This is a genomic window from Enterobacter cloacae complex sp. AR_0002 (assembly GCF_001922365.1).
Classification (GTDB): domain Bacteria; phylum Pseudomonadota; class Gammaproteobacteria; order Enterobacterales; family Enterobacteriaceae; genus Enterobacter; species Enterobacter hormaechei_C.
Genome location: NZ_CP018814.1, coordinates 1578333 through 1603884, shown reverse-complemented (window position 1 = coordinate 1603884; position 25552 = coordinate 1578333). Strand labels below are relative to the sequence as shown.

The window sequence follows — 25552 nt, the reverse complement described above, 5'->3', positions numbered from 1 at the left end:
TTTCATTTTCCGAATAGCGGCTTTATTTCTATGGTTTTTGCCGGAATCTATAGGAATCATCGGGTTAGCGAATGCCGGGAAACTGTCCGAAAAGTTGAAAATTTAAATTGCTTACACGATTCACCGTTTTTTTAGCGGAAATAAATATGCCAGTATAAATACGTAGTCAGGTGTTTCTTACTCCGATCAAATATCACAAAAGGATTGTTTCGATGTCCAACAATGGCTCGTCACCGCTGGTGCTTTGGTATAACCAACTCGGCATGAATGATGTAGACAGAGTTGGGGGCAAAAATGCCTCCCTGGGTGAAATGATTACAAATCTGTCCGGTATGGGTGTCTCCGTACCTAACGGATTTGCCACAACCGCCGATGCGTTTAACCTGTTTTTAGACCAGAGCGGTGTAAACCAGCGCATTTACGACCTGCTGGATAAAACGGATATTGATGATGTCACCGAGCTTGCCAAAGCCGGCGCGCAAATCCGCCAGTGGATTATCGACACACCTTTCCAGCCGGAACTGGAAAAAGCCATCCATGACGCCTACAACCAGCTCTCCGCTGACGACGCGCAGGCCTCCTTTGCCGTGCGCTCTTCCGCTACCGCAGAAGATATGCCGGATGCCTCTTTCGCCGGGCAGCAGGAAACCTTCCTCAACGTCCAGGGTTACGAGGCGGTACTGGTGGCGGTGAAGCATGTGTTTGCTTCCCTGTTCAACGACCGCGCCATCTCCTATCGCGTCCATCAGGGCTATGACCACCGCGGCGTCGCGCTCTCCGCAGGCGTACAGCGCATGGTGCGCTCCGACGTGGGCTCTTCCGGCGTGATGTTCTCTATCGACACTGAATCCGGCTTCGACCAGGTGGTGTTTATCACCTCCGCATGGGGTCTGGGCGAGATGGTGGTGCAGGGGGCGGTGAACCCTGACGAATTCTATGTGCACAAGCCTACGCTGGCGGCTAACCGTCCGGCAGTGGTACGCCGCACCATGGGCTCGAAAAAAATCCGCATGATCTATGCCCCGACGCAAGAACATGGCAAGCAGGTCACCATTGAAGATGTGCCGCAGGAGCAGCGGGATCGCTTCTCCCTGACCGACGCCGAAGTGGAAGAGCTGGCGAAGCAGGCGGTGCAGATTGAAAAACACTATGGCCGTCCGATGGACATCGAGTGGGCCAAAGACGGACACACCGGCAAGCTGTTTATCGTGCAGGCGCGTCCGGAAACCGTCCGTTCACGCGGTCAGGTCATGGAGCGCTACACCCTGCACGCGCAGGGCAAAATTGTCGCGGAAGGCCGCGCAATCGGCCACCGCATCGGTGCCGGTCCGGTGAAAGTGATCCACGACATTAGCGAGATGAACCGCATTCAGCCCGGCGACGTGCTGGTGACCGACATGACCGACCCGGACTGGGAACCGATCATGAAGAAAGCGGCTGCCATCGTCACGAACCGCGGCGGCCGTACCTGTCACGCGGCTATCATTGCCCGTGAGCTGGGGATCCCGGCGGTAGTCGGCTGCGGTGACGCGACCGAACGCATGAAGGACGACCAGAAGGTGACGGTCTCCTGTGCCGAAGGCGATACCGGTTACGTGTATGCCGATATCCTCGACTTCAGCGTGAAAAGCTCCAGCGTGGATACCATGCCGGATCTGCCGCTGAAGATCATGATGAACGTCGGCAACCCGGACCGCGCGTTTGACTTCGCCTGCCTGCCGAACGAAGGCGTGGGCCTGGCGCGTCTGGAATTTATCATTAACCGTATGATCGGGGTGCACCCGCGTGCGCTGCTGGAGTTCGACGACCAGGACGCAAAACTGCAAAACGAAATCCGCGAGATGATGAAGGGTTACGACTCGCCGAGAGAGTTCTATGTTGGTCGTCTGACGGAAGGGATCGCCACGCTCGGCGCGGCCTTCTACCCGAAACGCGTGATCGTGCGTCTGTCGGACTTTAAGTCCAACGAATACGCCAACCTGGTGGGCGGCGAACGCTACGAGCCGGAAGAAGAGAACCCGATGCTGGGCTTCCGCGGCGCCGGACGCTACGTGTCGGAAAGCTTCCGCGACTGCTTCGCGCTGGAGTGCGAGGCGGTAAAACGCGTGCGCAACGACATGGGGCTGACCAACGTGGAAATCATGATCCCGTTCGTCCGTACCGTGGATCAGGCGAAGGCAGTGGTAGATGAGCTGGCGCGTCAGGGGCTGAAGCGCGGCGAGAACGGGCTGAAGATCATCATGATGTGTGAAATTCCGTCCAACGCCCTGCTGGCAGAGCAGTTCCTGGAGCACTTCGACGGCTTCTCCATTGGCTCGAATGACATGACGCAGCTGGCGCTCGGCCTGGACCGCGACTCCGGCGTTGTCTCTGAGCTGTTCGATGAGCGTAACGAGGCGGTGAAAGCGCTGCTCTCCATGGCCATCCGCGCGGCGAAGAAACAGGGTAAATATGTCGGGATTTGCGGCCAGGGTCCTTCTGACCATGAAGACTTTGCGGCCTGGCTGATGGACGAGGGAATTGATAGCCTCTCCCTGAACCCGGACACCGTGGTGCAGACCTGGCTGAGCCTGGCAGAGCTGAACAAGTAAAACCTGCATAATCTGAAAAAGGCGAGGATATCTGTCCTCGCCTTTTTTATTTTCCTGCGAATATGCTCACCATCACAAATAAAGCAAAAAACCAAATATCATAATTTATCTGTTAATTTAGACAATTGTTAGCGGGCAGTGCGTTGCTAATACTTGAGCCTTACCGCGTACATCCGTCGGGATGATGCGCGACTGGTTGAAATACGTTTTAACCTGATAAAAAGGCAAATAACAATGACAATCTCCTCTGTATTACGTACCAAAGATAAAATAGGTTATGGCCTCGGCGATATGGCCAGCGCGCTGGTCTGGCAAACGGCAACGTTATTTCTCGCTTATTTCTATACGGACGTATTCGGTTTGCCTGCCGCCATTATGGGCACCATGTTTTTAGTGGTGCGCGTGGTCGATGCGTTTGTCGACCCGTGCATTGGCGCGCTGGTGGACCGCACTCAGACCCGCCACGGTCGTTTTCGTCCCTGGCTGCTCTGGTTTGCCATTCCGTTTGGCGTGAGCTGCCTGATTACCTTCTACGTACCGGATGCCGGGCAGACGGCAAAAATTGTCTATGCCTGCGTAACCTATGCCATCCTGAGTCTGATCTATTCTGCGATTAACGTCCCTTACTGTGCCATGCCCGGCGCGCTGACGCTCGACCCGCGCGAACGCCACTCGCTGCAATCCTGGCGCTTTGGCCTGTCGTTTATCGGCGGGTTGATTGTAACGGTCATCGCGCTGCCGCTGGTCTCATTATTAGGCCAGGGGAATGTGCAAAAAGGCTATTTCTATGCCATGAGCCTGATGGGGCTGCTGGGCATTGTTTTATTCTTCTGCTGCTTCTTTATGACCCGGGAGCGTTACTCGCCGCGCAATGACACCTCCGGTTCGATGCTGACGGATTTAAAACTGCTGGCCGCCAATAGCCAGTGGCGAATTGTTTTTCTGTTTAATATTTTACTGTTAACCGCCGTCGTGACGCGTGGCTCTGCGACCATGTATTACGTTAACTATGTTCTGTTACGTCCGGAACTGGTTTTTGCCTTTATTGTTTCCGGCATGGTGGCCTCCTTAAGCGGCGCATTATTATCTGAACGCCTGCTGGGGAAATTTGACCGGGTGCGTGCCTATCAGTGGACCATTATTTCTTTCGTTATTTTTGGCGCGCTGATTTTCTTCATTCCGCCTTCGCAGGTGTGGCTGATATTCGGTCTGAATATTGTGTTTAGCTTTATTCAGAACCTGACCACGCCGCTGCAATGGACCATGTTCTCCGATGTGGTGGACTACGAAGAACACCGTAGCGGCCGCCGCCTGGACGGGCTGGTCTTTTCTACCGCCCTGTTTGCCATCAAGTTTGGGCTGGCGCTGGGTGGGGCGGTGGTCGGTTGGGTGCTTGGCATGGTGGATTACGCTCCGGGTCAGGCAAACCAGGCGCCTCATGTTCTTGCAACCATCAATGCCCTGTTCACCCTGATCCCCTGCGCGCTGTTCCTCTGCATGGTGGCGCTCCTTGCCATCTACAAACTTAACAGCCGGCTGGTGGACAGCATCGCCCGCGAGCTGGCCAGCAAACGCGATAGTCGAAACGATGCGGGGCAGCTCAGCCCGGCAACCCAATCCGCACTACAGGAGTAAACCATGACTGCGATCTACAAGGACGCGGGACGTCCCGTACACGAGCGTGTCGCTGATTTACTGGCGCGTATGACGCCGGAAGAGAAATTTGCCCAGATGCACGCGTACTGGCTGATCCTCGATGAACACGGCAACCACCGCGAGCGCAGCGATCTGAGCGATGAATTCGCTGGCGTGAGCGAACAGGCGTCCCTCAATGAAAGGCTGAAGCTCGGCGTCGGGCAGATCACCCGTCCGCTCGGCACGCACATTGTTAATGCAAAAACCGGCGTGCGTGCCGCCAACCGCCTGCAACGCATGATGATGGAGGAGACCCGGCTCGGCATTCCGGCGCTGTTTCATGAGGAGTGTCTGGTGGGGCTGCTGTGCAAAGATGCAACCCTGTTCCCGTCGTCGCTAAACTACGGTTCCACCTGGGACCCGGCGCTGGTGCAGCGCGCGGCGGAGCAGATTGGCAAAGAGGCCCGATCCGTCGGGTGCCAGCAGGGGCTGGCCCCCGTGCTGGATGTCTCGCGCGATGTGCGCTGGGGACGGACGGAAGAGACATTTGGGGAAGATCCGTGGCTGGTAGGGGTGATGGCGACGGCGTACGTGGAGGGGTTGCAGGGCGATAAGCGCGATCTGCTGGCGACCCTGAAACATTACGTCGGCCACTCCTTCAGCGAAGGGGCGCGCAACCATGCGCCGGTCCATCTCGGTTTCAGCGAGCTAAACGATACCTTCCTGCTGCCGTTTGAGATGGCGGTGAAGCTGGCCAACGCCGGTTCGGTGATGCCAGCCTATCACGACATTGATAATCAGCCAGGGCACAGCGACCATTTCCTGCTCACTACCGTGCTGCGTGAACAGTGGGGCTTCGACGGCATTATCGTGGCGGATTACGGCGGCGTCAGCCTGCTGCACCAGCACCACGGAATTTCTCACGATCCAGCGGAATCGGCGGCGCTGGCGTTTAACGCCGGGCTGGACGTGGAATTGCCGAAGGATGACTGCGCGCGTCATCTGGCAGAAGCGGTAGAGCGTGGGCTTATCTCAATGGCGAAAGTGGATGAGATTGTGGCGCGCGTGCTAAGTGAAAAATTCCGTCTCGGGCTGTTTGAAAAACCGTACGCCGCCGAAGACGGCATCGATTTGCAGAGTGAGGCGACCCGGCAGGTGGCGCGCGAGGTGGCAACAAAATCGATCACGCTGCTGGAAAATAACGGCATATTACCTCTCGGCGGAAAACCCCGTGTAGCGGTGGTGGGGCCGACGGCTGACGATCCGCTGGCGCTGCTGAGCGGCTACAGCTTCCCGGTTCACCTGATCATCAGCGATATGGTTGAAGAGACCTCGCAGGTGACCACCCCGCGCGCGGCGCTGGAACAGTACCTTGGCGCATCGCTGATACGTTACGCCAAAGGGTGTCACATTATCGAAAAACGGATGGCGGGCGCGCCGGTGTTCCCGGGCGACAGCGGCGGTAAACCGATACAGCAATCGCCGGTTTCACAACGTATGGATCTGATCCCCGACGCCGTAAGCGCGGCAAAAGAGAGTGACGTGGTGATAGCCTGCGTCGGCGATCTCGCCGGGCTATTCCAGAGCGGCACAGTGGGGGAAGGCTCGGATACGGATTCGCTAAACCTGCCGGGCGTGCAGCAACAGCTGCTGGAGGCGCTGGTGGCAACCGGTAAGCCGGTGATTGTCGTCATGACGGGCGGGCGTCCTTATAACCTTCAGGGGCTGGAAGAGAAGGTGGCCGCGCTGATGATGGCCTGGGCGCCGGGGCAGGAAGGGGGCTGGGCGATTGCCGATGTCTTAACCGGCCGCGCGGAGCCGCAGGGCAGGCTGGTAGTGAGCGTGCCGAAAAACGCCGGGGCGATGCCGTACTACTATAACCACAAGCTGAAAAGCGGCGGCACGCCGTTTGCGTTCCATTTCGGCGCACTTTACCCGTTCGGTTACGGTCTCGGCTGGACGCAGTTTCGCTGGGGCGCGGCCCGCCTGGCTGAAAGCCGCGTCCCGATCGACGGAGAGGTGGCGTTAAGCGTCGATATCACCAACACCGGCGAGCGCAGCGGCAGCGAAGTGGTACAGGTGTACGTACGCGATAAGGTCGCCACGCAGGTGCGTCCGCTTCAGGAGCTGAAAGCGTTCCAGCGCGTTACGCTTTCACCGGGAGAAACCGCCACGCTGACCTTTACCCTGCCGGTGGAGATGTTTAATTTCACCCGCCGGGACGGAAAGCGAATTGTCGAGCCAGGGGAGTTTGAGCTACAGGTTGGCGCGTCCTCGGCGGATATTCGCGCGGTGGTGAACGTGCAGGTAAGCGGAAAGACGCGGGTACTGGCGGGGGATTGGCGGATGCTTAGTCGCTGTGACATTACACTGGCGTAAAAAGGATAAAAAAAAGCCCATCGTGGGAGATGGGCAAAGACTACACACAGCAATTCGTTGTTTCACTCAGGGGATTTCCATGCTTATAAATCAAGGTGTTGATTTATAACCGTGTCTTAATAGTAGGCATGCCAGGATTTTGAGTCGATCGGATTCGTCTCAATAGTTAAAGGCAGGTAAAGATTTCTTGAAGAGAATGACGGTTTTAGGCAGGAAAAGGCGGGTCTGACCAGTGTGCAGAGAATAAATAGTTTAGCAACGTTTAAGTATTGCTGTGGAGAGTGTAGGCCGGGTAAGCGTTAGCGCCACCCGGCATCCGTTCTTACTGCGCGTTCTTATCTTCCAGCTCTTCAAGTTCGCTTAAGATGACGTCTGGATCGGTTCCCGGCGGCGGTACTTCATGCACCCAGGCGGAGAAGAGACGCCAGGTCACCGCTAGCAGAACCGGACCGATGAACAGGCCAATCATGCCGAAGGCAATTAACCCCCCGATTACCCCGGACAGGATCAGAATCAGCGGCAGGTCAGCGCCCATGCGGATGAGGAGGGGACGGATCACGTTATCCATGGTGCCCACCACGCAACTCCAGACCAGCAGCACCGTGCCCCAGGTCGTATCCCCCGTCCAGTAAAGCCAGATAATGCAGGGAACCAGCACCAGCAGCGGACCGAGCTGCGCCAGACAGGTCATCAGCATGACGACGGTGAAAATGGTGGCATAAGGTACGCCGGAAATCGCCAGCCCGATTCCGCCAAGTACAGCCTGCACCAGCGCTGTGACCACCACACCGAGCGCCACCGCGCGGACGGCCTGGGCTGCCAGCAGCACGGCCGCATCGCCGCGTTTACCTGCCAGTCGGGTGGCGAAATGACGTACCCCCAGCGCAACCTGCTCGCCGCGCCAGTACAGCAGGGCGCTGAAGACCAGCATCAACGTACAGTGCATCATGAAGCGACCGATGTGCGCAGCCTGCCCCACAAACCAGGTGGTGGTTGTGCCGATGTACGGACGCACTTTGGCCATCAGGGCGCTACCGCCCATCTCCAGCAGGCTGTGCCAGCCGCTGTACAGTTTTGCGCCCACAACAGGAATACTGTTCAGCCACGCGAGATCCGGCAGCGTCATATCACCGCTGGTGACCGCGCGAATAACCGGGCCGCTACTGTCAACCAGGCTGTTAACCAGTAGTGCAATGGGAATAATAAACAGCAGGAACAACAGCAACGTCATCACCAGCACGGCCAGGCCGCGGCGACCAAACAGCAGTTTCTGCAAACGCAAGAGTAAAGGCCAGGTGGCGACGACGACGGTCGCGGCCCAGGCAAATCCGAGCACGAAAGGACGAACGATCCACAGACACGCAATAATCATAATGGCTAAGAACAGCACCGACAGCAGTATCTGCGCGACATCCCTGGGCTGACGAAGATTGACCATAAACGAAACTTTCCTTAAATGAACACCAGCAAGGCTGATGGGAATATAAACCGCATCTCTCTAATCATTAGTGATTTCAGCGATTTTTGACAGGCGGATTTTGCCCGTAATTCTACGAAGCACATAAGAAAAAAATGTGATAAAACTTTCCAGACACAACGCAAACGATTTCACACTATTCTCATTAGGGTCGACAGCAATGATCCCACAGATTTCTCAGGCACCGGGCGTCGTTCAGCTGGTGCTTAATTTTTTGCAGGCACTGGAGCAACAGGGTTTTACAGGTGACACCGCTACCGATTATGCCGACAGGCTGACGATGGCGACCGATAACAGTATTTACCAGCTTCTTCCCGATGCCGTCGTTTTCCCGTGCTCTACCGCCGATGTGGCGCTCATCGCCCGTCTGGCATCGCAGGAGCGTTTCAGCTCCCTGGTCTTCACCCCGCGTGGCGGCGGGACGGGTACCAATGGGCAGGCGCTGAACCAGGGCATCATCATTGATATGTCCCGCTATATGAACCGCATCATTGAGATCAACCCGGAAGAGGGGTGGGTGCGTGTGGAAGCGGGGGTGATCAAAGATCAGTTGAATCAGTTTTTGAAACCTTACGGCTATTTTTTTGCGCCGGAGCTTTCCACCAGTAACCGCGCGACCATTGGCGGGATGATCAACACCGATGCCTCGGGGCAGGGCTCACTGGTGTACGGCAAAACCTCCGACCACGTTATGGGTGTGCGGGCGGTGCTGCTGGGGGGCGATATCCTCGATACCCAACCGATGCCGATCGAGCTGGCCGAAACGCTGGCAGCAGAGAGCACCACCAGCGGACGGATTTATCGCACCGTGCTGGAGCGCTGCCGCGAAAATCGCGAGCTGATCCTTGACAAATTCCCGAAGCTAAACCGCTTCCTGACGGGCTACGATCTGCGACATGTCTTCAATGACGATATGAGCCAGTTTGATCTTACCCGCGTACTGACCGGGTCAGAAGGGACGCTGGCCTTCATCACCGAAGCGCGTCTGGATATCACCCGGTTGCCAAAGGTGCGCCGTCTGGTGAACGTCAAATACAACTCCTTTGACTCGGCGCTGCGTAATGCACCGTTTATGGTGGAGGCGCGGGCGCTGTCGGTGGAAACCGTCGATTCAAAAGTCCTGAACCTGGCCCGGGAGGATATTGTCTGGCATTCGGTGAGCGAACTGATTACCGACGTGCCGGATAAAGAGATGCTCGGCCTGAACATCGTCGAGTTCGCCGGGGATGACGCAGAGCTGATTGAGAGCCAGGTAAGCACGCTCTGCCAGCGTCTGGACGAGCTGATTGCGCAGGGGGAAGGCGGCGTCATTGGCTGGCAGCTGTGTAACGATCTCTCCGGCATCGAGCGAATCTACGCGATGCGTAAAAAGGCGGTGGGGCTGCTCGGCAACGCGAAAGGGGCGGCGAAGCCGATTCCGTTTGCGGAAGATACCTGCGTGCCGCCGGAACATCTGGCGGATTATATCGTGGAGTTTCGCGCGCTGCTCGACAGCCATGGTCTGAGCTATGGCATGTTCGGGCACGTTGACGCGGGCGTGCTGCACGTGCGCCCGGCGCTGGACATGTGCGATCCGCAGCAGGAGATCCTGATGAAGGCGATCTCCGACGAGGTCGTGGCCCTCACGGCCAAATACGGCGGTTTGCTGTGGGGCGAGCACGGCAAGGGGTTCCGCGCCGAGTACAGCCCGGCCTTTTTTGGCGAACAGCTCTACGCCGAGCTGCGTAAGGTGAAGGCCGCGTTCGATCCTCATAACCGCCTCAATCCGGGAAAAATCTGCCCGCCGGAGGGCGTTGATGCGCCGATGTTGCAGGTGGATGCCGTTAAGCGCGGCACCTATGACCGCCAAATTCCGATTGCGGTACGCGCTTCCTGGCGCGGCGCGATGGAGTGTAACGGCAACGGGCTGTGCTTTAACTTCGATGTGAAAAGCCCGATGTGTCCGTCGATGAAAATCACCAGCAACCGCATCCACTCCCCAAAAGGGCGTGCCACGCTGGTGCGCGAATGGCTGCGCCTGCTGGCCGACCGCGGCGTTGACCCGCTCAAGCTGGAACAGGAGCTGCCGGAAAAACGCGCGAGCCTGCGCGGGCTTATCGAACGCACCCGCAACAGCTGGCATGCGAACAAAGGCGAATACGATTTCTCGCATGAGGTGAAAGAGGCGATGTCCGGCTGCCTGGCGTGTAAGGCGTGTTCAACCCAGTGCCCAATTAAAATTGACGTACCGGAATTCCGTTCCCGCTTCCTCCAGCTGTACCACACGCGTTATCTGCGCCCGATGCGCGATCATCTGGTAGCAACGGTGGAGAGTTACGCGCCGCTGATGGCCCGTGCGCCAAAAACCTTTAACTTCTTTATCAACCAGCCACTGGTGCGAAAACTGTCTGAAAAACATATCGGCATGGTGGATCTGCCGCTGCTGTCGGTGCCATCGCTCCAGCGTCGGCTGGTGGGGCACCGCTCGGCGAATATGACCCTGGAACAACTGGAAGCATTAAGCCCTGAGCAGAAAGCGAAGGTGGTGCTGGTGGTGCAGGATCCATTTACCAGCTATTACGATGCGCAGGTGGTGGCCGATTTTGTCCGACTGGCCGAGAAAATCGGCTACCAGCCGGTGGTGCTGCCGTTCTCGCCGAACGGCAAGGCGCAGCACATTAAAGGCTTCCTCACCCGCTTTGCGAAAACCGCGCAGAAAACTTCAGATTTTCTGAATCGCGTGGCGCAGCTCGGCATGCCGATGGTGGGCGTCGATCCGGCGCTGGTGCTCTGTTACCGGGACGAATATAAGCAGACTCTCGGCGATAAGCGCGGTGATTTTCAGGTCTTACTGGTACACGAGTGGCTGCCTGCGGTGCTGACGCAAACGCCCCCTCAGGAGGTCAGCGGAGAATCCTGGTACCTGTTTGGGCACTGCACCGAAGTGACGGCGCTGCCGACGGCGCCTGCCCAGTGGGCTTCTATCTTCTCCCGGTTTGGCGCGAAGCTGGAAAGCGTCAACGTGGGCTGCTGCGGTATGGCCGGAACCTACGGCCATGAAGTCAAAAACCACGCTAATTCGCTCGGCATTTACGAGCTGTCATGGCATCAGGCGATGCAGCGCCTGCCACGCAACCGCTGTCTGGCGACGGGCTACTCCTGCCGCAGCCAGGTGAAACGGGTGGAAGGTAACGGCGTCCGCCATCCATTGCAGGCTTTACTGGAGATTATCGGATGATCTGGAAACGTGCGGTCACGCTGGAGGCCTTAAATGCCATGGGCGCGGAGAACATGGTCGGTTTGCTGGACATCCAGTTCACGCGCATTGGCGACAACGAACTGGAAGCGACGATGCCGGTAGACTGCCGTACTCATCAACCGTTTGGCCTGTTACACGGCGGCGCGTCCGTCGTGCTGGCCGAAACGCTGGGATCGGTGGCGGGCTACCTGTGTACGGAAGGAGAGCAGAAGGTGGTGGGTCTGGAGGTCAATGCCAACCACATCCGCTCCGTTCGCAGCGGGCGCGTGCGCGGCGTCTGCCGGGCGCTGCATGCTGGAAGCCGCCATCAGGTGTGGCAGATTGATATCCTGGACGAGCAGGATCGCCTGTGTTGTTCATCAAGGCTGACGACGGCCGTTGTGTAAAGTTTCCGGATGTCTTGCTTTTGGTCAAAAATTAGCCGCCTGATTGTGATATACTGGTCACGTTTTGAACATAAGCGAGGACATCATGGATACTGAAATAACCCCAACACAGCTGGCAATTGAATATTTACGTCGCGATAAAAGCAATCTGTCTCCAGCGCAGTACCTGAAAAAGCTGAAACAGCTTGAGCTGGAATTTACGGATTTGCTGGCGCTCTCTTCAAACGAACTGAAAGAAGAGATCTACTTTGCCTGGCGGTTGGGCGTTCACGTCCATTAAGCAGTGAAGAAAAGGCCGCAAGCGCGGCCTTTTTTGTGTCTGACAGTCAGTATCTGGCAGGCAGTTTATTAATTTTAATCAGCCGGCCTTCTTCCATTTCGATGAACCCGCCCGTTTTCAGGTCAGCCAGGATCCGCATTACGCCGCTGCGGGAAAGCTGGGTTTTATCCCTGATATACCTTTCCGCCGTCACGCTACGTCGGTAGCTGTCATCTTCCTGCATCAGCAGCACGAGCTGCTGGCGAATCATCTCGTACGCGGTTGGCGCGCCTTTCGGCATGACGTTGTGATAAAGCCGGTTATAGACAAACATTAGATGATTAGAAAGCAGCCCCCACAGCGCCTTCTCTTTGATAATTTCAGCCACCCGATCGGTCGTGAGCACACCAATCAGGCAAGGCGTTACCGTTCGAAGGTAGTCGGTAAAATAGATGTCCGTCAGGTTAGCGAGGCCAAACAGGGCGGGACTGCGCGCCGTCGAAAGCATCATGTCGTCGCTTCTTCTGTATATGGCGACCGTGCCGTCAAGAATTAAATAACACATGCTCTGCCCGTTTACCTGGAGATTAAGTTGCTCGCCGGGATCGGTTTTATGCGTGGTGCAGTGCGGCTGTAAATGAGAAATCAGTTCCTGAGCATAGGGAGATCCGCGATGCGATGGTTTGTCAGAAGACATAGCGTTAACCTGGAAAGAGACTGTACTCTCTATAGTGTCGCTCTTCTTTTCCACCTTCTCCAGAGATAAATACAGCCTCAGTATTTACGGGGTAAGTGATGGATCTCTACTAGAACGCCACGCTCCATGGTGATGTATTTCCCCGTCCGCAACTCCGCGAGGATCCGCATAATGCCGCTGCGTGAAAGATAGGTGCGGCTTTTGATATAGGCTGCGGCGGTAATGTTTTGTCTAATGGCTTCAGGCTCCTGCATCAACTCAACCAGCTGAAAGCGGATAATGTCATAAGCCGACATTTGCGATATCTGGGCGCAATGTTCGTAAACGCGCGATGCGGTATAGATCAGCAGGTTTGAGAAGTGCTCCCATAAATTCTGTTGTGCGACAACATGATTGAAACGCGCCAGCGAAACGCTGGCCACCTCTGAGGTTTCCAGCGCTCTGACGTACAGGTGCTCAGACGATAACTGGCTGCTCACGCCGAGTATAAATGGCGCAGATTCAGAATTTAAGACGATACCGTCCCCGCGACGGTGCAACGCCACGCTGCCATGCAACAGTAAAAAGCATTGACGGGTATCGCCGGAGCAATAATGGATAATTTCTCCTCTGGCAATAATGCCTCTCTCCGCATGCGGCAAAACATTATCGATTATTTTTTCAATGTGCTTAAAAGGCTTAGCGCCGAGCACTGTTGATTTATCAATTTCTGACTCAGGCGCGAATCGGGTATTCATTTGAGACCTCACTGACTGATGCGATCATTTTTTGATCGGCATAAAGAATTATCTTAAAAAACAGCAGGTCAGGGAATGTTAGCAGCGAGTCTAATTATAGACTTATCTTTTTTTAAGTGTTAATTAATTGAAATTGCAACTTTTTTTGTTCAGGTCTAAAAGTAGACTGTGGACATTATTCTTAAGCTATTCCCGAGTGAATATGTTTTTTATTTGTTAAAAGAGGGTCTACAGCTAGACCTCAAAATTGATTGTATGCGGAAAAGGAGTTGTATAAATTTTGACTCGTCGGAAGGGGTTTAATTTCTGCAACTGAATGTCGGTAATAAATAGAGTAATACGGGATATAAAATTATGAATAAAAAATTGATGATGGCAATGTTAGCGGCAGGTTCTGTACTCACTATGACCAATGCATTGGCAGCGGCCGGTACCGTTAATTTTAACGGAAATATTCTGGATTCTGCCTGCGACGTTGATGTGGCATCCCAGAATCAGGTGGTGGTATTGGGCGATTATTATAAAACGGAATTCCCGACAACCGGGGCGAGAACGGCTGCGACGCAGTTTAATATTATTTTGAAAAACTGTCCGGTAACGGTCACCAATGCAAAAGTCCGTTTTGATGGCACGCCGGATTTAACCAACGCCAGCCTGCTGGCGATTGATACGTCCGTGGCGGGAGCGGCTACCGGGGTGGCGATTAACCTGATGACGGCAGATAAAGCCGATCTGCCGCTGCACGGCAGCAACAGCTATACCTACGCACTCAGCAGTACGGCTGATAATACGTTGAGCTTCTACGCGCAGTATATTTCCACCGCGGCATCCGTTACCGCGGGCCCGGCTAACTCGGTCGCGAACTTCTCTGTGGTGTACAACTAAGTCAATGGCAGTAATTAGCAGGGGGCCGCCTGGCCCCTTGTTTTATGAGGTAAAAAAATGCGTTTTATCACCACAACGGGCCTGGTTATGGCGCTGTTACCGCTGACGTTAACATCCGCCAGTGCAGGAGTAATTATTGGCGGCACCCGTGTTATTTTTGATGGGGCTAAAAAAGAAGCGTCAATAAATATTACGAATCCTGATAACGGTCCTTATTTAATTCAGTCGTGGATAGATGTTCAGGATGAACAATCGGGTAAAGCGCCTTTTATTATTACTCCTCCGCTGTATCGGCTGGACGGCGGACAAAAAAACCTCGAGCGTATTGTCATGACAGGCTCTCTGCCTCAAGGGCAGGAGAGTTTATTCTGGCTGAACATCAAAGCTATTCCGTCAGCCTCTAAGCAGATGAACTCGCTGCAAATTGCCGTCAAAACGCGCATCAAATTAATTTATCGACCAGAGGCTCTTCGTGCGTCTACCCCCGAGGAGCAGGCCAATAAATTAACCTGGCGTCGTGCGGGAAATACCCTTCTGGTTAATAATCCAACGCCGTACGTTATCAATTTCAATGAAATTACGTTGGGTAATAAGAAACTTGACGATGTCACGTATGTGATGCCTTCGGGCACAGCCCGTTTCCCGTTACCGAATGGAACCAGTGGCAATACGCTGACGTTTAAAGTCATTAACGATTATGGCAGCCCTGGTGAATTACACCGGGCCAGTTTGTGATCCTTACGCGTTAATCAGGTGCTCGTCATGACAACGGCATTGAATACAATGCAGCCTGCGCGCCTGGCAATATTTATTGCCCTCGCGCTTGCTGGTGTCTCTCCCACACTGTATGCCAGTGAGACGTTTAATACGGAACTGGTAGAGCTGGATAATCCCGGAATGGGGAAAGCGGATTTATCTGCCTTTGAATCCGGCTCGCAGGCGCCCGGGACATACCATGTTGATATTATTCTTGACGATCGGCTGCTGGAAACGCGGGATATTCGTTTCATGGCAGTGAAGGATGCTAACGGCAGTGAAACGTTGCAGCCGTGCCTGAGTATCGGGCAGTTAAAAGCGTGGGGCGTGAAAACGGCGCTTTTCCCGCAGCTCGACGCCGGGGAAGGAGAATGCGCCGATCTCAGGGCGATTCCACAGGCCAGCGCGGATTTCCAGTTTGGCGCCCAGCGCCTGGCGATCAGCATCCCACAGGCGGCCATAGACCTGCCAGCGAGAGGTTACGTTCCGCCGGATATGTGGGATGAAGGCATTACCGCGGCCATGCTCAACTACAGCCTGAGCGGGGCAAACAGCCGGGCAAGAAGCGGGGCAGGCACCCGCAGCGACAGCCAGTATGCAAACCTGCGGCCGGGGATCAACGTCGGTCCCTGGCGGTTACGCAACTACACCACCTGGTCCCGCGATGCGTCCGGCCTGGATAAGTGGGACAACGTCTACACCTTGATGCAGCGCGCGATTATTCCCCTGCAAGCCCAGCTTACGCTCGGAGACAGTTCCGCGCCTGCCGATGTCTTTGACAGCATGCCGTTTCGCGGCGTCCAGCTGGCGTCCGACGACGATATGCTGCCGGATTCCCTGAAAGGCTATGCGCCGGTGGTGCGCGGTATTGCGCGAACTAACGCGCAGGTCGTGGTGCGTCAGAATGGCTATCAAATCTACCAAAGCTACGTGGCGCCGGGCGCGTTTGAGATCGCGGATATGTATCCCACCGGCGGCGCGGGCGATCTTGATGTCACGATCGTCGAAGCCGATGGCAGTGAGCAACATTTCACCCTGCCGTACGCTTCGCTGCCGGTCCTGCAACGGGAGGGGCGACTGAAATATGCCCTTACCGCCGGGCAATATCGCTCGTATAACCGTAGCGTGGAGAAAACCCCCTTCGGGCAACTGACCGGAATTTACGGCCTCCCTCACGGAATCACGCTCTATGGCGGCGTCCAGGGGGCAGATAAGTACCAGTCGGCGGCTCTGGGGATGGGCAAGAACATGGGCGATCTCGGGGCAGTATCCGCAGACGTCACCCTGGGCTGGTCAACGCCGGAGCATACCGCGAAAACAAACGGTCAGTCGTGGCGGGCCAGATACAGCAAGAATTTTATCACTACCGGAACCAACTTTTCGATTGCCGGGTATCGCTACTCGACCCGCGGCTATTACGGGATGCATGACGTCCTCGGTTCGTACGGCGACAGCAGCGCGCTTCAGGACAGGCGACGTAACCGTGCCGAGCTGACGATGAGCCAGACGCTGGGGGACAACCTGGGCGCGCTTACCCTCAGTGCGGCGCGGGAAGATTACTGGAATGACGGTAAGTCGATGGCTTCGTGGAGCGTCGGCTATAGCAACTACTGGCACAACATCAGCTATGGCCTGACATGGACCTACAGCAAAAATGTCCGCTCAGCGTCAGAAAACCGCAAAAGCCAAAAAAACGCTGACCACGACCAGCTTCTGTCGTTCAACGTCAGCATTCCGCTGGATAAATTTTTGCCGCAGACATGGGCTAATTATGGCATGAACGCCAGCAGCAATAACGGGACGACGCATAACGTCGGCCTGAACGGGGTGGCACTCGAGAACCGTGCCCTGAGCTGGAACGTCCAGCAGGGATATGGCACAGAGGGCGTGGGGAATACCGGCAACGTGAACGCGGACTATAAAGGCACCTATGGCGAAGTCACGGCAGGTTATGGTTATGACAAAAACAGTGAACGCCTGAATTACGGGCTGCAAGGCGGCATTCTCGCCCATGCTGATGGCATCACGCTTTCCCAGCCGCTGGGGGAGACCAGCGTCTTAATCAAAGCCCCAGGCGCCTACGACGTGGATATCCGCAATCAGCCCGGTGTACGGACAGATTTTCGCGGATATACGGTCGTGAGCAACCTTTCTGTCTACCGGAAAAACGATCTCACCCTCGACCCGGAAACGATGCCGGACGATGTCGAGCTGGAGATCAACACCCGCACGGTGACGCCGACGCGGGGAGCGGTGGTGAGAGCCGATTATCTGCCGAAGTCAGGTCGCCGGGTGCTGATGACCTTGACCGACAACGACCGCGCCGTTCCGTTTGGGGCGGTGGTCACCCTTGTGGGTGATGAAAGCGGCAGTTTTATTGTCGGCGATCGCGGTCAGGTCTATTTAACCGGGATGCGCGAGCAGGGAACGTTAGTCGCCACATGGGGAAGTCAATCCAGCCAGCAATGCCGCGCTGATTTCACGCTGCCGAATCACTCAATGTACGGTGGGATCGCTGATATGCGCGCCACCTGCCGTCAGGAACGCTAACATGAAATGTCTTAACTCGATGCTGCTGCTCTGTTTGCTCGCGGCGGGAAGTATCGCTCGTGCCGGTACCTGCACCACCATCATCCCGCAGCTTTCCACCCTGTCCGTGGGGACGATCAACGTGCAGCGCGATGCGCCTGTCGGCACGGTGGTATTTTCCGGCGCGGCGTCAGCCACAGGCTCCTATCTTACCGGGTGTACGAATCCGCTGATGCTGGGATTCAGCATGCGCTACAACAGCGCCACGTTGAGCAGCTACGGCAACCATGTTTACAACACGAACGTCATCGGGATAGGGATACGCTTTTCCTCCAACGGCTATTTTGAAAACCCGAGCAATACGTTCTCGTACAATGCGCAGACCTCCTATGTGGACTGGTACGGCGGGAGGATTGAGCTGGTGGTGACCGGCCCGGTCTCATCGGGGGCATTAACCCCGGGGGTGATTGGCGTCGTGACGCTTCAGGGAAGCGACGGCCTCTACCGTGACGGTCTGACCACGCAGCTCACCTCCGGCAACATCAATGCCCTGGCGTGCACGGTGAATACGGCCCAGCTGACGTTTCCGATAGGGGATATTCCCGCTTCGGCGTTCGGCACCGTGGTGGGCACCACGCCAGCGGGAGCACAGAACACGCAAAACCTGGGCTTAACCTGCGCCGCCGGAACCAATATTACGGTCTCGCTCAGTGGAATACAGAATCCGGACAGCGCCAATACCAGCGTGATGGCCTTAACCGGGCAGGGAAATGCCGGCACTGCAAAAGGGGTGGGGGTGCAGCTAATCTATAACGGTGCACCGCTGGCGATGAACAGCCGACTATTTTTGCGACAGTCTGCCGGGGGGCAAGAGACGTTGCCATTAACGGCCCGATATTACCAGACGTTAACCCGCGTGGAGTCAGGTTCAGCGAATGCCTCCGCCACCCTGAATTTGACCTACCAGTAGCAGGTAAGAAGATGAAAATAAGATGCAGGACACTGCTGTTACTTGCCTTACTCAGCGGGAAGGTATGCTCCGCTGATAGCGTCAACATCGGTGTGACGGGAAATATCGTGGCGTCGCCATGCATATTTAATGGCGGCAATAACAATCTCGATGTCAATCTGGGCAATATTCAGGCAACCAATATGGCGACGCCGGGCTCAACATCGGATCCGGTGCCTTTCAGTCTGCTGTTTACCCAGTGCCCAACGGGAACGCAGAGTGTGACCGTCGCTTTCACCGGCAGCCCCGATCCTGAGGCGGGCGCGGACTATTTTATGAACAGCGGTTCGGCCACACATGTGGCGATAGCCATGCGCGATGCCCAAACCGGTGCGCTTAAAGGAACAGGCTCCAGCATGACCCAGACCATTGCCGCGGACAGAACCGCGACATTAGCTATGCTGGCCTCGGTAAAATCCATGACGGGGGGCGCCACGCCGGGAAGCATCCGCGCGGTTGTGGTGATGACGATGCAGTACAACTGAATGCCGGTGATAAGCCTTTTTTAAAGACGTTGGTGTGAACTATGTTAAATATTCTGATTCAGGAAACGGATCTGTTTTTTCAGGCTGGGCTACAGAGCTTTTTCGAAGATTTTTTTAAGCATAACTTTCATCGCTCCATCACTTTTCACCTGGCGCTGACCAATGAAAACGTCAGCCAGGCCGATATTATTGTTCTTTCATTATGTCAGGGGGAAACGCTGACCTGTTTTCCGGAATTACTGGCCCGGCAAAAAGGAATTGTGATAGGTCTCGTCGACGATGAGCTGCGCTTTTCGGCGCTGCCTTCCTGCTTTCAGGACATTATTTTTCTTCCTCGCCGGGCATCGCTTGATCGTATTAGCGGCGTTCTGTTTATTGCGTGGTTCACGACGCAATTACCGGGTTACACCTGGAATAAAAAGACCTGTTTCGACTGCCAGCATAAAGGGTTATCCCGGCAACAAATTCGTATTCTGGTCAATTTTTACCGAGGGCTGTCGGTAGTGCAGACCGCTCAGGCGCTGGAGATGAGCGAAAAAACGGTCTTTACCCATAAATATATGATGATGCAAAAATTTAATCTGCGAAGCGATTACGAGCTGATCGTACTGTTGAGAAGGCTGATGGAGAAAAAGAGCCGGCCGAACCTGCTTCGCGATTACCTGGAAAATAATTATGCACAACAAATAGCCTGAAACGGCAGCGGATAGCTGGCCGGGCAGCGATAGCCGCCACCCGGCAAGCATTTAAACGTTAACCGCAGCGATCAACCGCGTCTTCATGGTCTGGTACGCGGAAGCCGCAAAATCCTCCGCCCAGCGCTGGTCCTCGATTGCCTCAAGCTGCACGGCGCAATACTTCGTTTCCGGCGTTCTGGAGATCGGGTCGAGATTATCCTGCGTCAGCTCATTACAGGCGCCAATCCACCACTGGTAGGTCATATAGATTGCTCCCGCATTGATGCGCTCGCTGATGCTGGCGCGGGTGATCACTTTACCCCGGCGTGAACGTACCCAGACCAGCTGGCCTTCGGCAATCCCCCGTTCATCCGCGTCGGCCGGGTTAATTTGCACCCGGCCCGGCTCGTCGGCCAGGCTTTGCAGCGCGGCGCAGTTCCCGGTCATGGAGCGGCAGGAGTAGTGGCCCACTTCGCGCACTGTGCACAGTACCAGCGGGTAATCCGCATCCGGTGTCTCCGCCGGGGCGCGCCAGGGGGCGGCAAATAGCTGGCCTTTGCCAGTGGGGGTGTCGAACTGATTATCCTTGTACAGGTAGGGAGTGCCGGGATGATCGAGGGTTGGACAGGGCCACTGCACATGACCCATCTCGCCCATTTTTTCGTAGGTCACGCCGTAGAAGAGGGGGCACAGCTCGCGCATTTCGTCCCAGATCTGCTGGTTATCCTCGTAATGCATGGGATAGCCCATTTCCGTGGCCAGCAGGCTGATGATCTCCCAGTCACGCCTGACATTGCCGCTGGGCTCAATGGCTTTGCCGAAACGCTGAAAGCCGCGATCGGCACAGGTGAACACACCGGCGTGTTCTCCCCATGAGGTGGCAGGGAGCAGCACGTCAGCCAGCTCTGCCGTTTTGGTCATAAAGATGTCCTGAACCACCACAAAATCGAGCGCCTCAAAGCCGCGGCGGACCAGACCCAGATCGGCTTCTGTCTGAAGCGGATCTTCCCCCATGATGTAATACGCTTTGATCTTACCTTCCAGCGCGAGATGCGGCACTTCGGTGATACGCGTTCCGACGCGATCGTCCATCCGGTTGACATTGATTTTCCACGCATCGGCAAATTTCAGTCTGACCGCCGGATCAGTGACGTCCTGGTAGCCGGGGAACATATTGGGCAGAACACCCATATCGCAGGCGCCCTGAACGTTATTTTGCCCGCGAACCGGCCCCACGCCGACGGCAGGGCGGCCCAGATTGCCGGTCAGCAGTGCCAGGCTGGAGAGACCTTTCACCACATCGACCGCCTGACCAAACTGCGTGACGCCCATTCCCCACATCACCGTTGCTGAAGGCGCCGCTGCGAACATGCGCATTGCCTGACGAACATCCCGCGCGGGGATCCCCGTCAGATGTTCAACCTGCTCGGGTGCGTAATCTTTTACCGTCAGTCGGTACGCCTCAAGCCCTTCTGTAAAGCGAGCAACGTAGTTTTTGTCGTACAATTCCTCTTCAAGCAGGACATAGCCAAAGGCATTGACCAGCGCCATGTTACTGCCATTTTTTAACTGAAGATGAAGATCGGCAATGCGTGCCGTTTCAATATGACGCGGATCGCAGACAATGATTTTAGCGCCATTTTCACGTGCTTTAAGCACGCGTCGGGCGACGATGGGGTGAGAGTCGGCGCAGTTATAGCCGAATACCAGCAGGCATTTTGAGTTTTCAATATCGTTAATGGAATTGCTCATGGCGCCGTTGCCGAGGGTCTCCTGTAAACCGGCAACGGAAGGACCGTGACAGACGCGGGCGCAGCAGTCGACGTTGTTAGTATTCAACACCGCACGGGCAAATTTTTGCATCACATAGTTGGTCTCATTGCCCGTTCCCCGCGAGGAACCCGTGGTCATAATGGACCGAGGGCCGTACTGTTCTTTGATGCTTTTAAGCCTGTAAGCGGTATAGCGAATGGCCTCTTCCCAGGTAACAGGGGTAAAGGCCTCGCCTTTGCTGTAGCGGATCATGGGCTGCGTCAGGCGGGGGGTAAGCAGCCGAGTATCATTAAGAAAGTCCCAGCCGTAGAACCCTTTCAGGCAAAGCGTGCCCTGATTAGTTACGCCATCAGCGGCTTCGGCACGGATAATCCGGTTATTTTTAACGACGAGGTTAAGTTTGCAGCCTGCACCGCAGTAGGGGCAGACGCTGGCGATTTTTTTCATCAATAACAGACCTGTTAAGAAATGAAGCAATGTTTACTGGAAAGCCCAGTCCCTTAGCGGACTAAGCAGGATCCATGCCAAATTCGGCGTGCTTGATTAACAGGGCGTTAGGGGAGAGAGGGCGTGTCATCGTCAGTCCGTTCGTCAGAATTGACGATGACACGCTATCCGAAGAGATGGGAAGAGTGAGGCGTTAAAGATCGTCCATGGTGTAACCGACGACAATTTCCAGCGTCTTGCGGATCACATCCGCCTTAACGACATCATCGGTGGATTCCAGCGTCTGGATCAGCCAGAGAATGATCGCTTTGTTGGTCAGATGACCTTCGGAAGCAAGAACACAACGAACCGCAGTCGAAAAAATGGCAGACTCTTCAGCAAAGCGATCGCCTGCGTGACGGAAATACTCCGACAACGCGCTATCTAAAAAGGCGGAGTGGTATTCGGGTTGAAGCTGAATATTTTGTCTCATTTGTTCTCACCGTAGCTGTAAAGTTGTAGTCAATGTATCTTTTTGGGATCGGACGGTTTTCCATTTCCAAATAACGGCACTACATTGTCTCGGTTATTTTTGAGAGATCCCTCTCTCTGAATTCGTCCTTGTGCGGTTCTGCGACCTTTAAAAGCGACCGTGCCAGAGCTGATTTCAGCTATCACCCTCGCTAATGTCTCCCGCCGCTGGGGATCCGTCTCACAGGCTTGCATGTTACGCAGACGCTGAACCAAACCCTCGGTCGTTACAGGACCGCGCTCCTTCAAAAGTGAAAGAGCGGCTTCTCCAATAAGCTGGTCGATCAGTCTGTCCGCATCACTGCTGTTCATAACATTAACGTTCGAAGAGCAGGCCAAGAAGCATGTGATAATGATGCTCCTCTTCCGGGCCATTGGCCTTTTCAAGGCGACTTAACAGTTTTGTGCAGAGCGATTTGCGATTCAGATTCCGCCCGTCGCTAAGGATTTCAACAACAACCTGACCCAATGTTTCCTGTTGGGTTGGAAGCGCGGCTTTTTCGAAGTACTGCGCAATTGCTGTTGCTGTGTCTGCGAGGTGTCCGTTCTGCTGCATGTTTCGCTCCTGTAAATTTTCGTAATCAGTAACGTTACATTTAAGGTATACATAATTTTCAAATCTGTACATTAAAAATGTACAATTTTTTAAATATTTTATAATATATTTGATAAAGTATATATTTATCATATGGTTATATGTATACAGCTTACTGCTAAATTCACAAAATATATTGTACAATTCGAAGTGGCGTTGCAGAGTTGTACAAGCCCGGAAAAGGCGCAAAGAAGTCATGTAAATTGTTGAGATGTAAATTATTTATTGGGTAATTAATGTGCTATAACAGAGTTCTCCCCACGTGTTTTCGTGGTCACCCCCTCAATCTTCAGGATTAGCATGCTCACAACCATTATTTACCGCAGTCATATCTGCGAGGACGTTCCAGTGAAAGCGCTGGAAGACATGGTCGCTGCTGCAAATTGTAGAAATCGCCAGTTCGATGTGACGGGGATTTTGCTGTTTAACGGCACACACTTCTTTCAGTTACTTGAAGGGCCCGCTGATAACGTTAAGGAGATCTATCAGCTCATCTGCCGTGACCCACGGCATCACAACGTGGTCGAATTATTAAGCGATCACGGGCCTTCAAGACGTTTTGGCAACGTAGGTATGGAGCTCTTTGACCTTCGTCAGTACGACACCGACGAAGTGCTACAAAAGGTACTCGATAAAGGCACAACCCGCTATCAGCTGACCTATAACGATCGCGCCCTACAATTTTTCCGCACCTTCGTTGAGGCCACTGAAAAAGCCAACTACTTTGAGCTGCCTCCGGCTGACGCCTGGGAGTTTGTCACCGAAAACACGCCATTATCCTCCCAGCCAACGGTAGTGGCAAAGGGCGCGGACTGTAGTTTCGCATTTCAACCTATCGTCGATCCGTTTATGCAGCAGGTGGTTTCCTGGGAAGCCCTGATCCGCACGCCGTCCGGTGAGTCCCCGGAAAGCTACTTTGCCAACCTGTCGCGTGAGGCGCTGTACGAATCGGATCTGAAGAGTAAGCAGGTGGCTTTGTCGATGGCCAGCGCGCTGGGCCTACAGACTCAAACGTTGTCCATTAATCTGTTGCCGATGACGCTGGTTAATGTTCCTGGCGCCGTCGATTTTTTACTGACGGCAATTGAGGCGAACGGTTTTGTGCCGGAGCAAATTGTGGTCGAGTTCACCGAGAGCGAGGCGATCTCGCGCTTCGAAGAGTTCACCAGCGCGGTCAGACAGCTTAAAAGCGCCGGGATCAGCGTGGCCATCGATCACTTTGGCGCGGGATTCGCCGGTCTGCAACTGCTGGCCCAGTTCCAGCCGGACAGAATCAAGATCAACCGTGATTTGATTGCTAACGTGCACAAGAGCGGCCCGCGTCAGGCAATCATTCAGTCAATCATTAAATGCTGCGCCTCCCTGGAAATTCTGTTCTGTGCGGTAGGCGTAGAGCTAGCTGAAGAGTGGATGTGGCTGGAATCTGCCGGGATTTCTCAGTTCCAGGGTCACCTTTTCGCCAGCCCGCGTCTGGGGGGCATTCCGGCGATTGCCTGGCCCGAGAAAAAGTACGATTTATAAAAAACCTGTACGTAACTGTTAAAAGTGACCTGTACGTACGGCTAAATTTATACAACAATATATTAACGAGTGAGTGGTTCTTTGAGCCATTCACTTGTCTCAGAACGAGGAGTTAGTTATACAAATGATTTGTACAATCTGATAAGGTTGGTTTGGTTAGGTATGGAAGTATTGTGCGTGAGGGAGTTAATGGCCTATTACAGTATCGGCGAAGTGGCCGAACGATGCGGTATCAACCCCGTTACGTTGCGTGCCTGGCAGCGCCGTTATGGATTGTTGAAGCCGCAGCGAAGCGAAGGGGGCCATCGTCAGTTTGACGATGAAGATATCCTGCGTATCGAAGAGATCAAACGCCTGATGAAAACGGGTGTTTCGGTCGGTAAAGTAAAAGCGCTTCTTGAAAATACAGAAGTGATGACTCAGGGGAACTGGGCATCGTTTCAGGAAGAGATGTTAACCGTTCTGCGCTATGCCAGCCCGGCAAAACTGCGCGCCAAAATCGGCGAGTTCCGCCGTGACCATGCGATGGATGTTCTGATAGATAACATCATCACCCCTGTGCGGCAGCGAATGAACCAGGACCAGAATACGGTGCGTCACATGGCGAGCCTGCTGGACGGTGTCCTGATTGAGTTTGCCGTTGCAAGCCTGGGTGAGTCGCGAAAAAAAGCAGGTAAGGATGCGCTGCTGATTGGGTGGGAGTGCGACGACCGTACGCATTTGTGGCTGGAAGCGGCCCGTCTTGCCTACAAAGGCTGGCATATCGACGTGCTGGCTGAGCCGATTGATTCTCCACGTCCTGAACTCTTCCCCGGGCAAAAAATCTTCGTCTGGACCGGTAAAGCGCCTACGCCTCGTCAACAGGAGCAGCTCGACCACTGGCGTGAACAGGGTTTCGCCGTTTCGATCCATCACTGATGTTAAGGGGGCCAACGGTAAACCGCCAGTGCGGGATTTTGCCTTCTG

Annotated in this window: 21 protein-coding genes and 1 other RNA gene; 14 read left to right on the top strand and 8 right to left on the bottom strand. The window is 54.9% G+C overall.

Translation table 11 applies throughout. The features are described 5' to 3' along the window. Positions 1-212 precede the first annotated feature (212 nt). The 3 genes from ppsA (at position 213) to AM329_RS07865 (ending at position 6605) form a co-directional block, all read left to right on the top strand. Complete coding sequence (gene ppsA / locus AM329_RS07875) at positions 213-2591, top strand: phosphoenolpyruvate synthase (protein WP_023296353.1); 2379 nt, start codon at positions 213-215, stop codon at positions 2589-2591. A gap of 234 nt (positions 2592-2825) precedes the next feature. Then, positions 2826-4226: an MFS transporter gene (locus tag AM329_RS07870; protein ID WP_003857776.1), complete on the top strand. Its 1401-nt coding sequence runs from the start codon at positions 2826-2828 to the stop codon at positions 4224-4226. A gap of 3 nt (positions 4227-4229) precedes the next feature. Beyond that, entirely contained in the window at positions 4230-6605 is a 2376-nt protein-coding gene (locus tag AM329_RS07865; protein WP_032609040.1) for a glycoside hydrolase family 3 N-terminal domain-containing protein, read from the top strand. Between the two features lie 5 nt (positions 6606-6610). Here AM329_RS07865 and rprA read toward each other — a convergent pair. Next, positions 6611-6718: antisense sRNA RprA (gene rprA, locus AM329_RS07860), an RNA gene on the bottom strand. A gap of 209 nt (positions 6719-6927) precedes the next feature. Beyond that, entirely contained in the window at positions 6928-8043 is a 1116-nt protein-coding gene (gene ydiK / locus AM329_RS07855) for an AI-2E family transporter YdiK (protein WP_015570721.1), read from the bottom strand. A 199-nt stretch (positions 8044-8242) separates the two neighbouring features. Here ydiK and AM329_RS25190 point away from each other — a divergent pair, with 199 nt between their 5' ends. The 3 genes from AM329_RS25190 to AM329_RS07835 all read left to right on the top strand — a co-directional run bounded on the left by AM329_RS25190 (position 8243) and on the right by AM329_RS07835 (position 11986). After that, positions 8243-11299, top strand: a complete 3057-nt coding sequence (locus AM329_RS25190; protein ID WP_032609041.1) for an FAD-binding and (Fe-S)-binding domain-containing protein — start codon at positions 8243-8245, stop codon at positions 11297-11299. Beyond that, positions 11296-11706, top strand: coding sequence for a 1,4-dihydroxy-2-naphthoyl-CoA hydrolase (menI, locus tag AM329_RS07840; RefSeq protein ID WP_003857767.1), 411 nt, complete (start codon positions 11296-11298; stop codon positions 11704-11706). Before AM329_RS25190 ends, menI begins: the two co-directional genes overlap by 4 nt. Positions 11707-11791: 85 nt before the next feature. Then, positions 11792-11986 (top strand): YdiH family protein, encoded by a 195-nt coding sequence (locus AM329_RS07835; protein ID WP_003857766.1) that lies wholly within the window; start codon positions 11792-11794, stop codon positions 11984-11986. A 46-nt stretch (positions 11987-12032) separates the two neighbouring features. Here the strand turns inward: AM329_RS07835 and AM329_RS07830 are convergent, their stop codons facing one another. Beyond that, positions 12033-12662: a helix-turn-helix domain-containing protein gene (locus tag AM329_RS07830; protein ID WP_032609042.1), complete on the bottom strand. Its 630-nt coding sequence runs from the start codon at positions 12660-12662 to the stop codon at positions 12033-12035. A gap of 77 nt (positions 12663-12739) precedes the next feature. Continuing rightward, entirely contained in the window at positions 12740-13399 is a 660-nt protein-coding gene (locus tag AM329_RS07825; protein WP_003857763.1) for a winged helix-turn-helix transcriptional regulator, read from the bottom strand. 354 nt (positions 13400-13753) lie between these two features. On the opposite strand from AM329_RS07825, the gene AM329_RS07820 reads away from it, so the two are divergent. The 6 genes from AM329_RS07820 to AM329_RS07795 are packed head-to-tail and all read left to right on the top strand — an operon-like array spanning position 13754 to position 19758. Next, complete coding sequence (locus tag AM329_RS07820) at positions 13754-14284, top strand: fimbrial protein (RefSeq protein ID WP_022650915.1); 531 nt, start codon at positions 13754-13756, stop codon at positions 14282-14284. A 57-nt stretch (positions 14285-14341) separates the two neighbouring features. After that, a complete protein-coding gene (locus tag AM329_RS07815; protein ID WP_023315939.1) occupies positions 14342-15019 on the top strand; it encodes a molecular chaperone in 678 nt (225 codons plus the stop codon). Positions 15020-15046: 27 nt separating this feature from the next. Next, a complete protein-coding gene (locus AM329_RS07810; protein ID WP_032609043.1) occupies positions 15047-17590 on the top strand; it encodes a fimbria/pilus outer membrane usher protein in 2544 nt (847 codons plus the stop codon). Between the two features lies 1 nt (position 17591). Then, positions 17592-18539: a fimbrial protein gene (locus AM329_RS07805; RefSeq protein ID WP_032609044.1), complete on the top strand. Its 948-nt coding sequence runs from the start codon at positions 17592-17594 to the stop codon at positions 18537-18539. An 11-nt stretch (positions 18540-18550) separates the two neighbouring features. Further along, positions 18551-19063: a fimbrial protein gene (locus AM329_RS07800; RefSeq protein WP_022650916.1), complete on the top strand. Its 513-nt coding sequence runs from the start codon at positions 18551-18553 to the stop codon at positions 19061-19063. A 41-nt stretch (positions 19064-19104) separates the two neighbouring features. Next, positions 19105-19758 (top strand): LuxR C-terminal-related transcriptional regulator, encoded by a 654-nt coding sequence (locus AM329_RS07795; protein ID WP_023324523.1) that lies wholly within the window; start codon positions 19105-19107, stop codon positions 19756-19758. A 51-nt stretch (positions 19759-19809) separates the two neighbouring features. Here the strand turns inward: AM329_RS07795 and fdhF are convergent, their stop codons facing one another. From fdhF to ycgZ, 4 genes are all read right to left on the bottom strand, one after another. Next, entirely contained in the window at positions 19810-21960 is a 2151-nt protein-coding gene (fdhF, locus tag AM329_RS07790; RefSeq protein ID WP_032609045.1) for a formate dehydrogenase subunit alpha, read from the bottom strand. A 193-nt stretch (positions 21961-22153) separates the two neighbouring features. Continuing rightward, positions 22154-22432 (bottom strand): biofilm/acid-resistance regulator YmgB/AriR, encoded by a 279-nt coding sequence (locus AM329_RS07785; protein ID WP_003857748.1) that lies wholly within the window; start codon positions 22430-22432, stop codon positions 22154-22156. 29 nt (positions 22433-22461) lie between these two features. After that, positions 22462-22782, bottom strand: coding sequence for a hypothetical protein (locus AM329_RS07780; protein WP_032658210.1), 321 nt, complete (start codon positions 22780-22782; stop codon positions 22462-22464). Between the two features lie 4 nt (positions 22783-22786). Continuing rightward, positions 22787-23026 (bottom strand): regulatory protein YcgZ, encoded by a 240-nt coding sequence (ycgZ, locus tag AM329_RS07775; RefSeq protein WP_003857747.1) that lies wholly within the window; start codon positions 23024-23026, stop codon positions 22787-22789. Positions 23027-23365: 339 nt separating this feature from the next. Between ycgZ and AM329_RS07770 the strand changes: the two genes are divergently transcribed. Next, on the top strand, positions 23366-24586 hold the full coding sequence (locus AM329_RS07770) for a diguanylate phosphodiesterase (RefSeq protein ID WP_003857746.1): 1221 nt from the start codon (positions 23366-23368) through the stop codon (positions 24584-24586). Between the two features lie 189 nt (positions 24587-24775). Next, positions 24776-25504, top strand: coding sequence for a MerR family transcriptional regulator (locus AM329_RS07765; RefSeq protein WP_003857744.1), 729 nt, complete (start codon positions 24776-24778; stop codon positions 25502-25504). Positions 25505-25552 lie beyond the last annotated feature (48 nt).

Bases quoted from the DNA above. Each gene is read 5' to 3' on its own strand.
- AM329_RS07800 (WP_022650916.1), top strand. From the start codon at position 18,551: ATGAAAATAAGATGCAGGACACTGCTGTTACTTGCCTTACTCAGCGGG.
- AM329_RS07795 (WP_023324523.1), top strand. From the start codon at position 19,105: ATGTTAAATATTCTGATTCAGGAAACGGATCTGTTTTTTCAGGCTGGG.
- AM329_RS07820 (WP_022650915.1), top strand. From the start codon at position 13,754: ATGAATAAAAAATTGATGATGGCAATGTTAGCGGCAGGTTCTGTACTC.
- menI (WP_003857767.1), top strand. From the start codon at position 11,296: ATGATCTGGAAACGTGCGGTCACGCTGGAGGCCTTAAATGCCATGGGC.
- ycgZ (WP_003857747.1), bottom strand. From the start codon at position 23,026: ATGCAGCAGAACGGACACCTCGCAGACACAGCAACAGCAATTGCGCAG.
- fdhF (WP_032609045.1), bottom strand. From the start codon at position 21,960: ATGAAAAAAATCGCCAGCGTCTGCCCCTACTGCGGTGCAGGCTGCAAA.
- AM329_RS07780 (WP_032658210.1), bottom strand. From the start codon at position 22,782: ATGAACAGCAGTGATGCGGACAGACTGATCGACCAGCTTATTGGAGAA.
- AM329_RS07830 (WP_032609042.1), bottom strand. From the start codon at position 12,662: ATGTCTTCTGACAAACCATCGCATCGCGGATCTCCCTATGCTCAGGAA.
- AM329_RS07765 (WP_003857744.1), top strand. From the start codon at position 24,776: ATGGCCTATTACAGTATCGGCGAAGTGGCCGAACGATGCGGTATCAAC.
- AM329_RS07835 (WP_003857766.1), top strand. From the start codon at position 11,792: ATGGATACTGAAATAACCCCAACACAGCTGGCAATTGAATATTTACGT.
- AM329_RS07785 (WP_003857748.1), bottom strand. From the start codon at position 22,432: ATGAGACAAAATATTCAGCTTCAACCCGAATACCACTCCGCCTTTTTA.
- AM329_RS07865 (WP_032609040.1), top strand. From the start codon at position 4,230: ATGACTGCGATCTACAAGGACGCGGGACGTCCCGTACACGAGCGTGTC.
- AM329_RS07815 (WP_023315939.1), top strand. From the start codon at position 14,342: ATGCGTTTTATCACCACAACGGGCCTGGTTATGGCGCTGTTACCGCTG.
- ppsA (WP_023296353.1), top strand. From the start codon at position 213: ATGTCCAACAATGGCTCGTCACCGCTGGTGCTTTGGTATAACCAACTC.
- AM329_RS07770 (WP_003857746.1), top strand. From the start codon at position 23,366: ATGCTCACAACCATTATTTACCGCAGTCATATCTGCGAGGACGTTCCA.
- AM329_RS07870 (WP_003857776.1), top strand. From the start codon at position 2,826: ATGACAATCTCCTCTGTATTACGTACCAAAGATAAAATAGGTTATGGC.
- AM329_RS25190 (WP_032609041.1), top strand. From the start codon at position 8,243: ATGATCCCACAGATTTCTCAGGCACCGGGCGTCGTTCAGCTGGTGCTT.
- AM329_RS07805 (WP_032609044.1), top strand. From the start codon at position 17,592: ATGAAATGTCTTAACTCGATGCTGCTGCTCTGTTTGCTCGCGGCGGGA.
- AM329_RS07810 (WP_032609043.1), top strand. From the start codon at position 15,047: ATGACAACGGCATTGAATACAATGCAGCCTGCGCGCCTGGCAATATTT.
- AM329_RS07825 (WP_003857763.1), bottom strand. From the start codon at position 13,399: ATGAATACCCGATTCGCGCCTGAGTCAGAAATTGATAAATCAACAGTG.
- ydiK (WP_015570721.1), bottom strand. From the start codon at position 8,043: ATGGTCAATCTTCGTCAGCCCAGGGATGTCGCGCAGATACTGCTGTCG.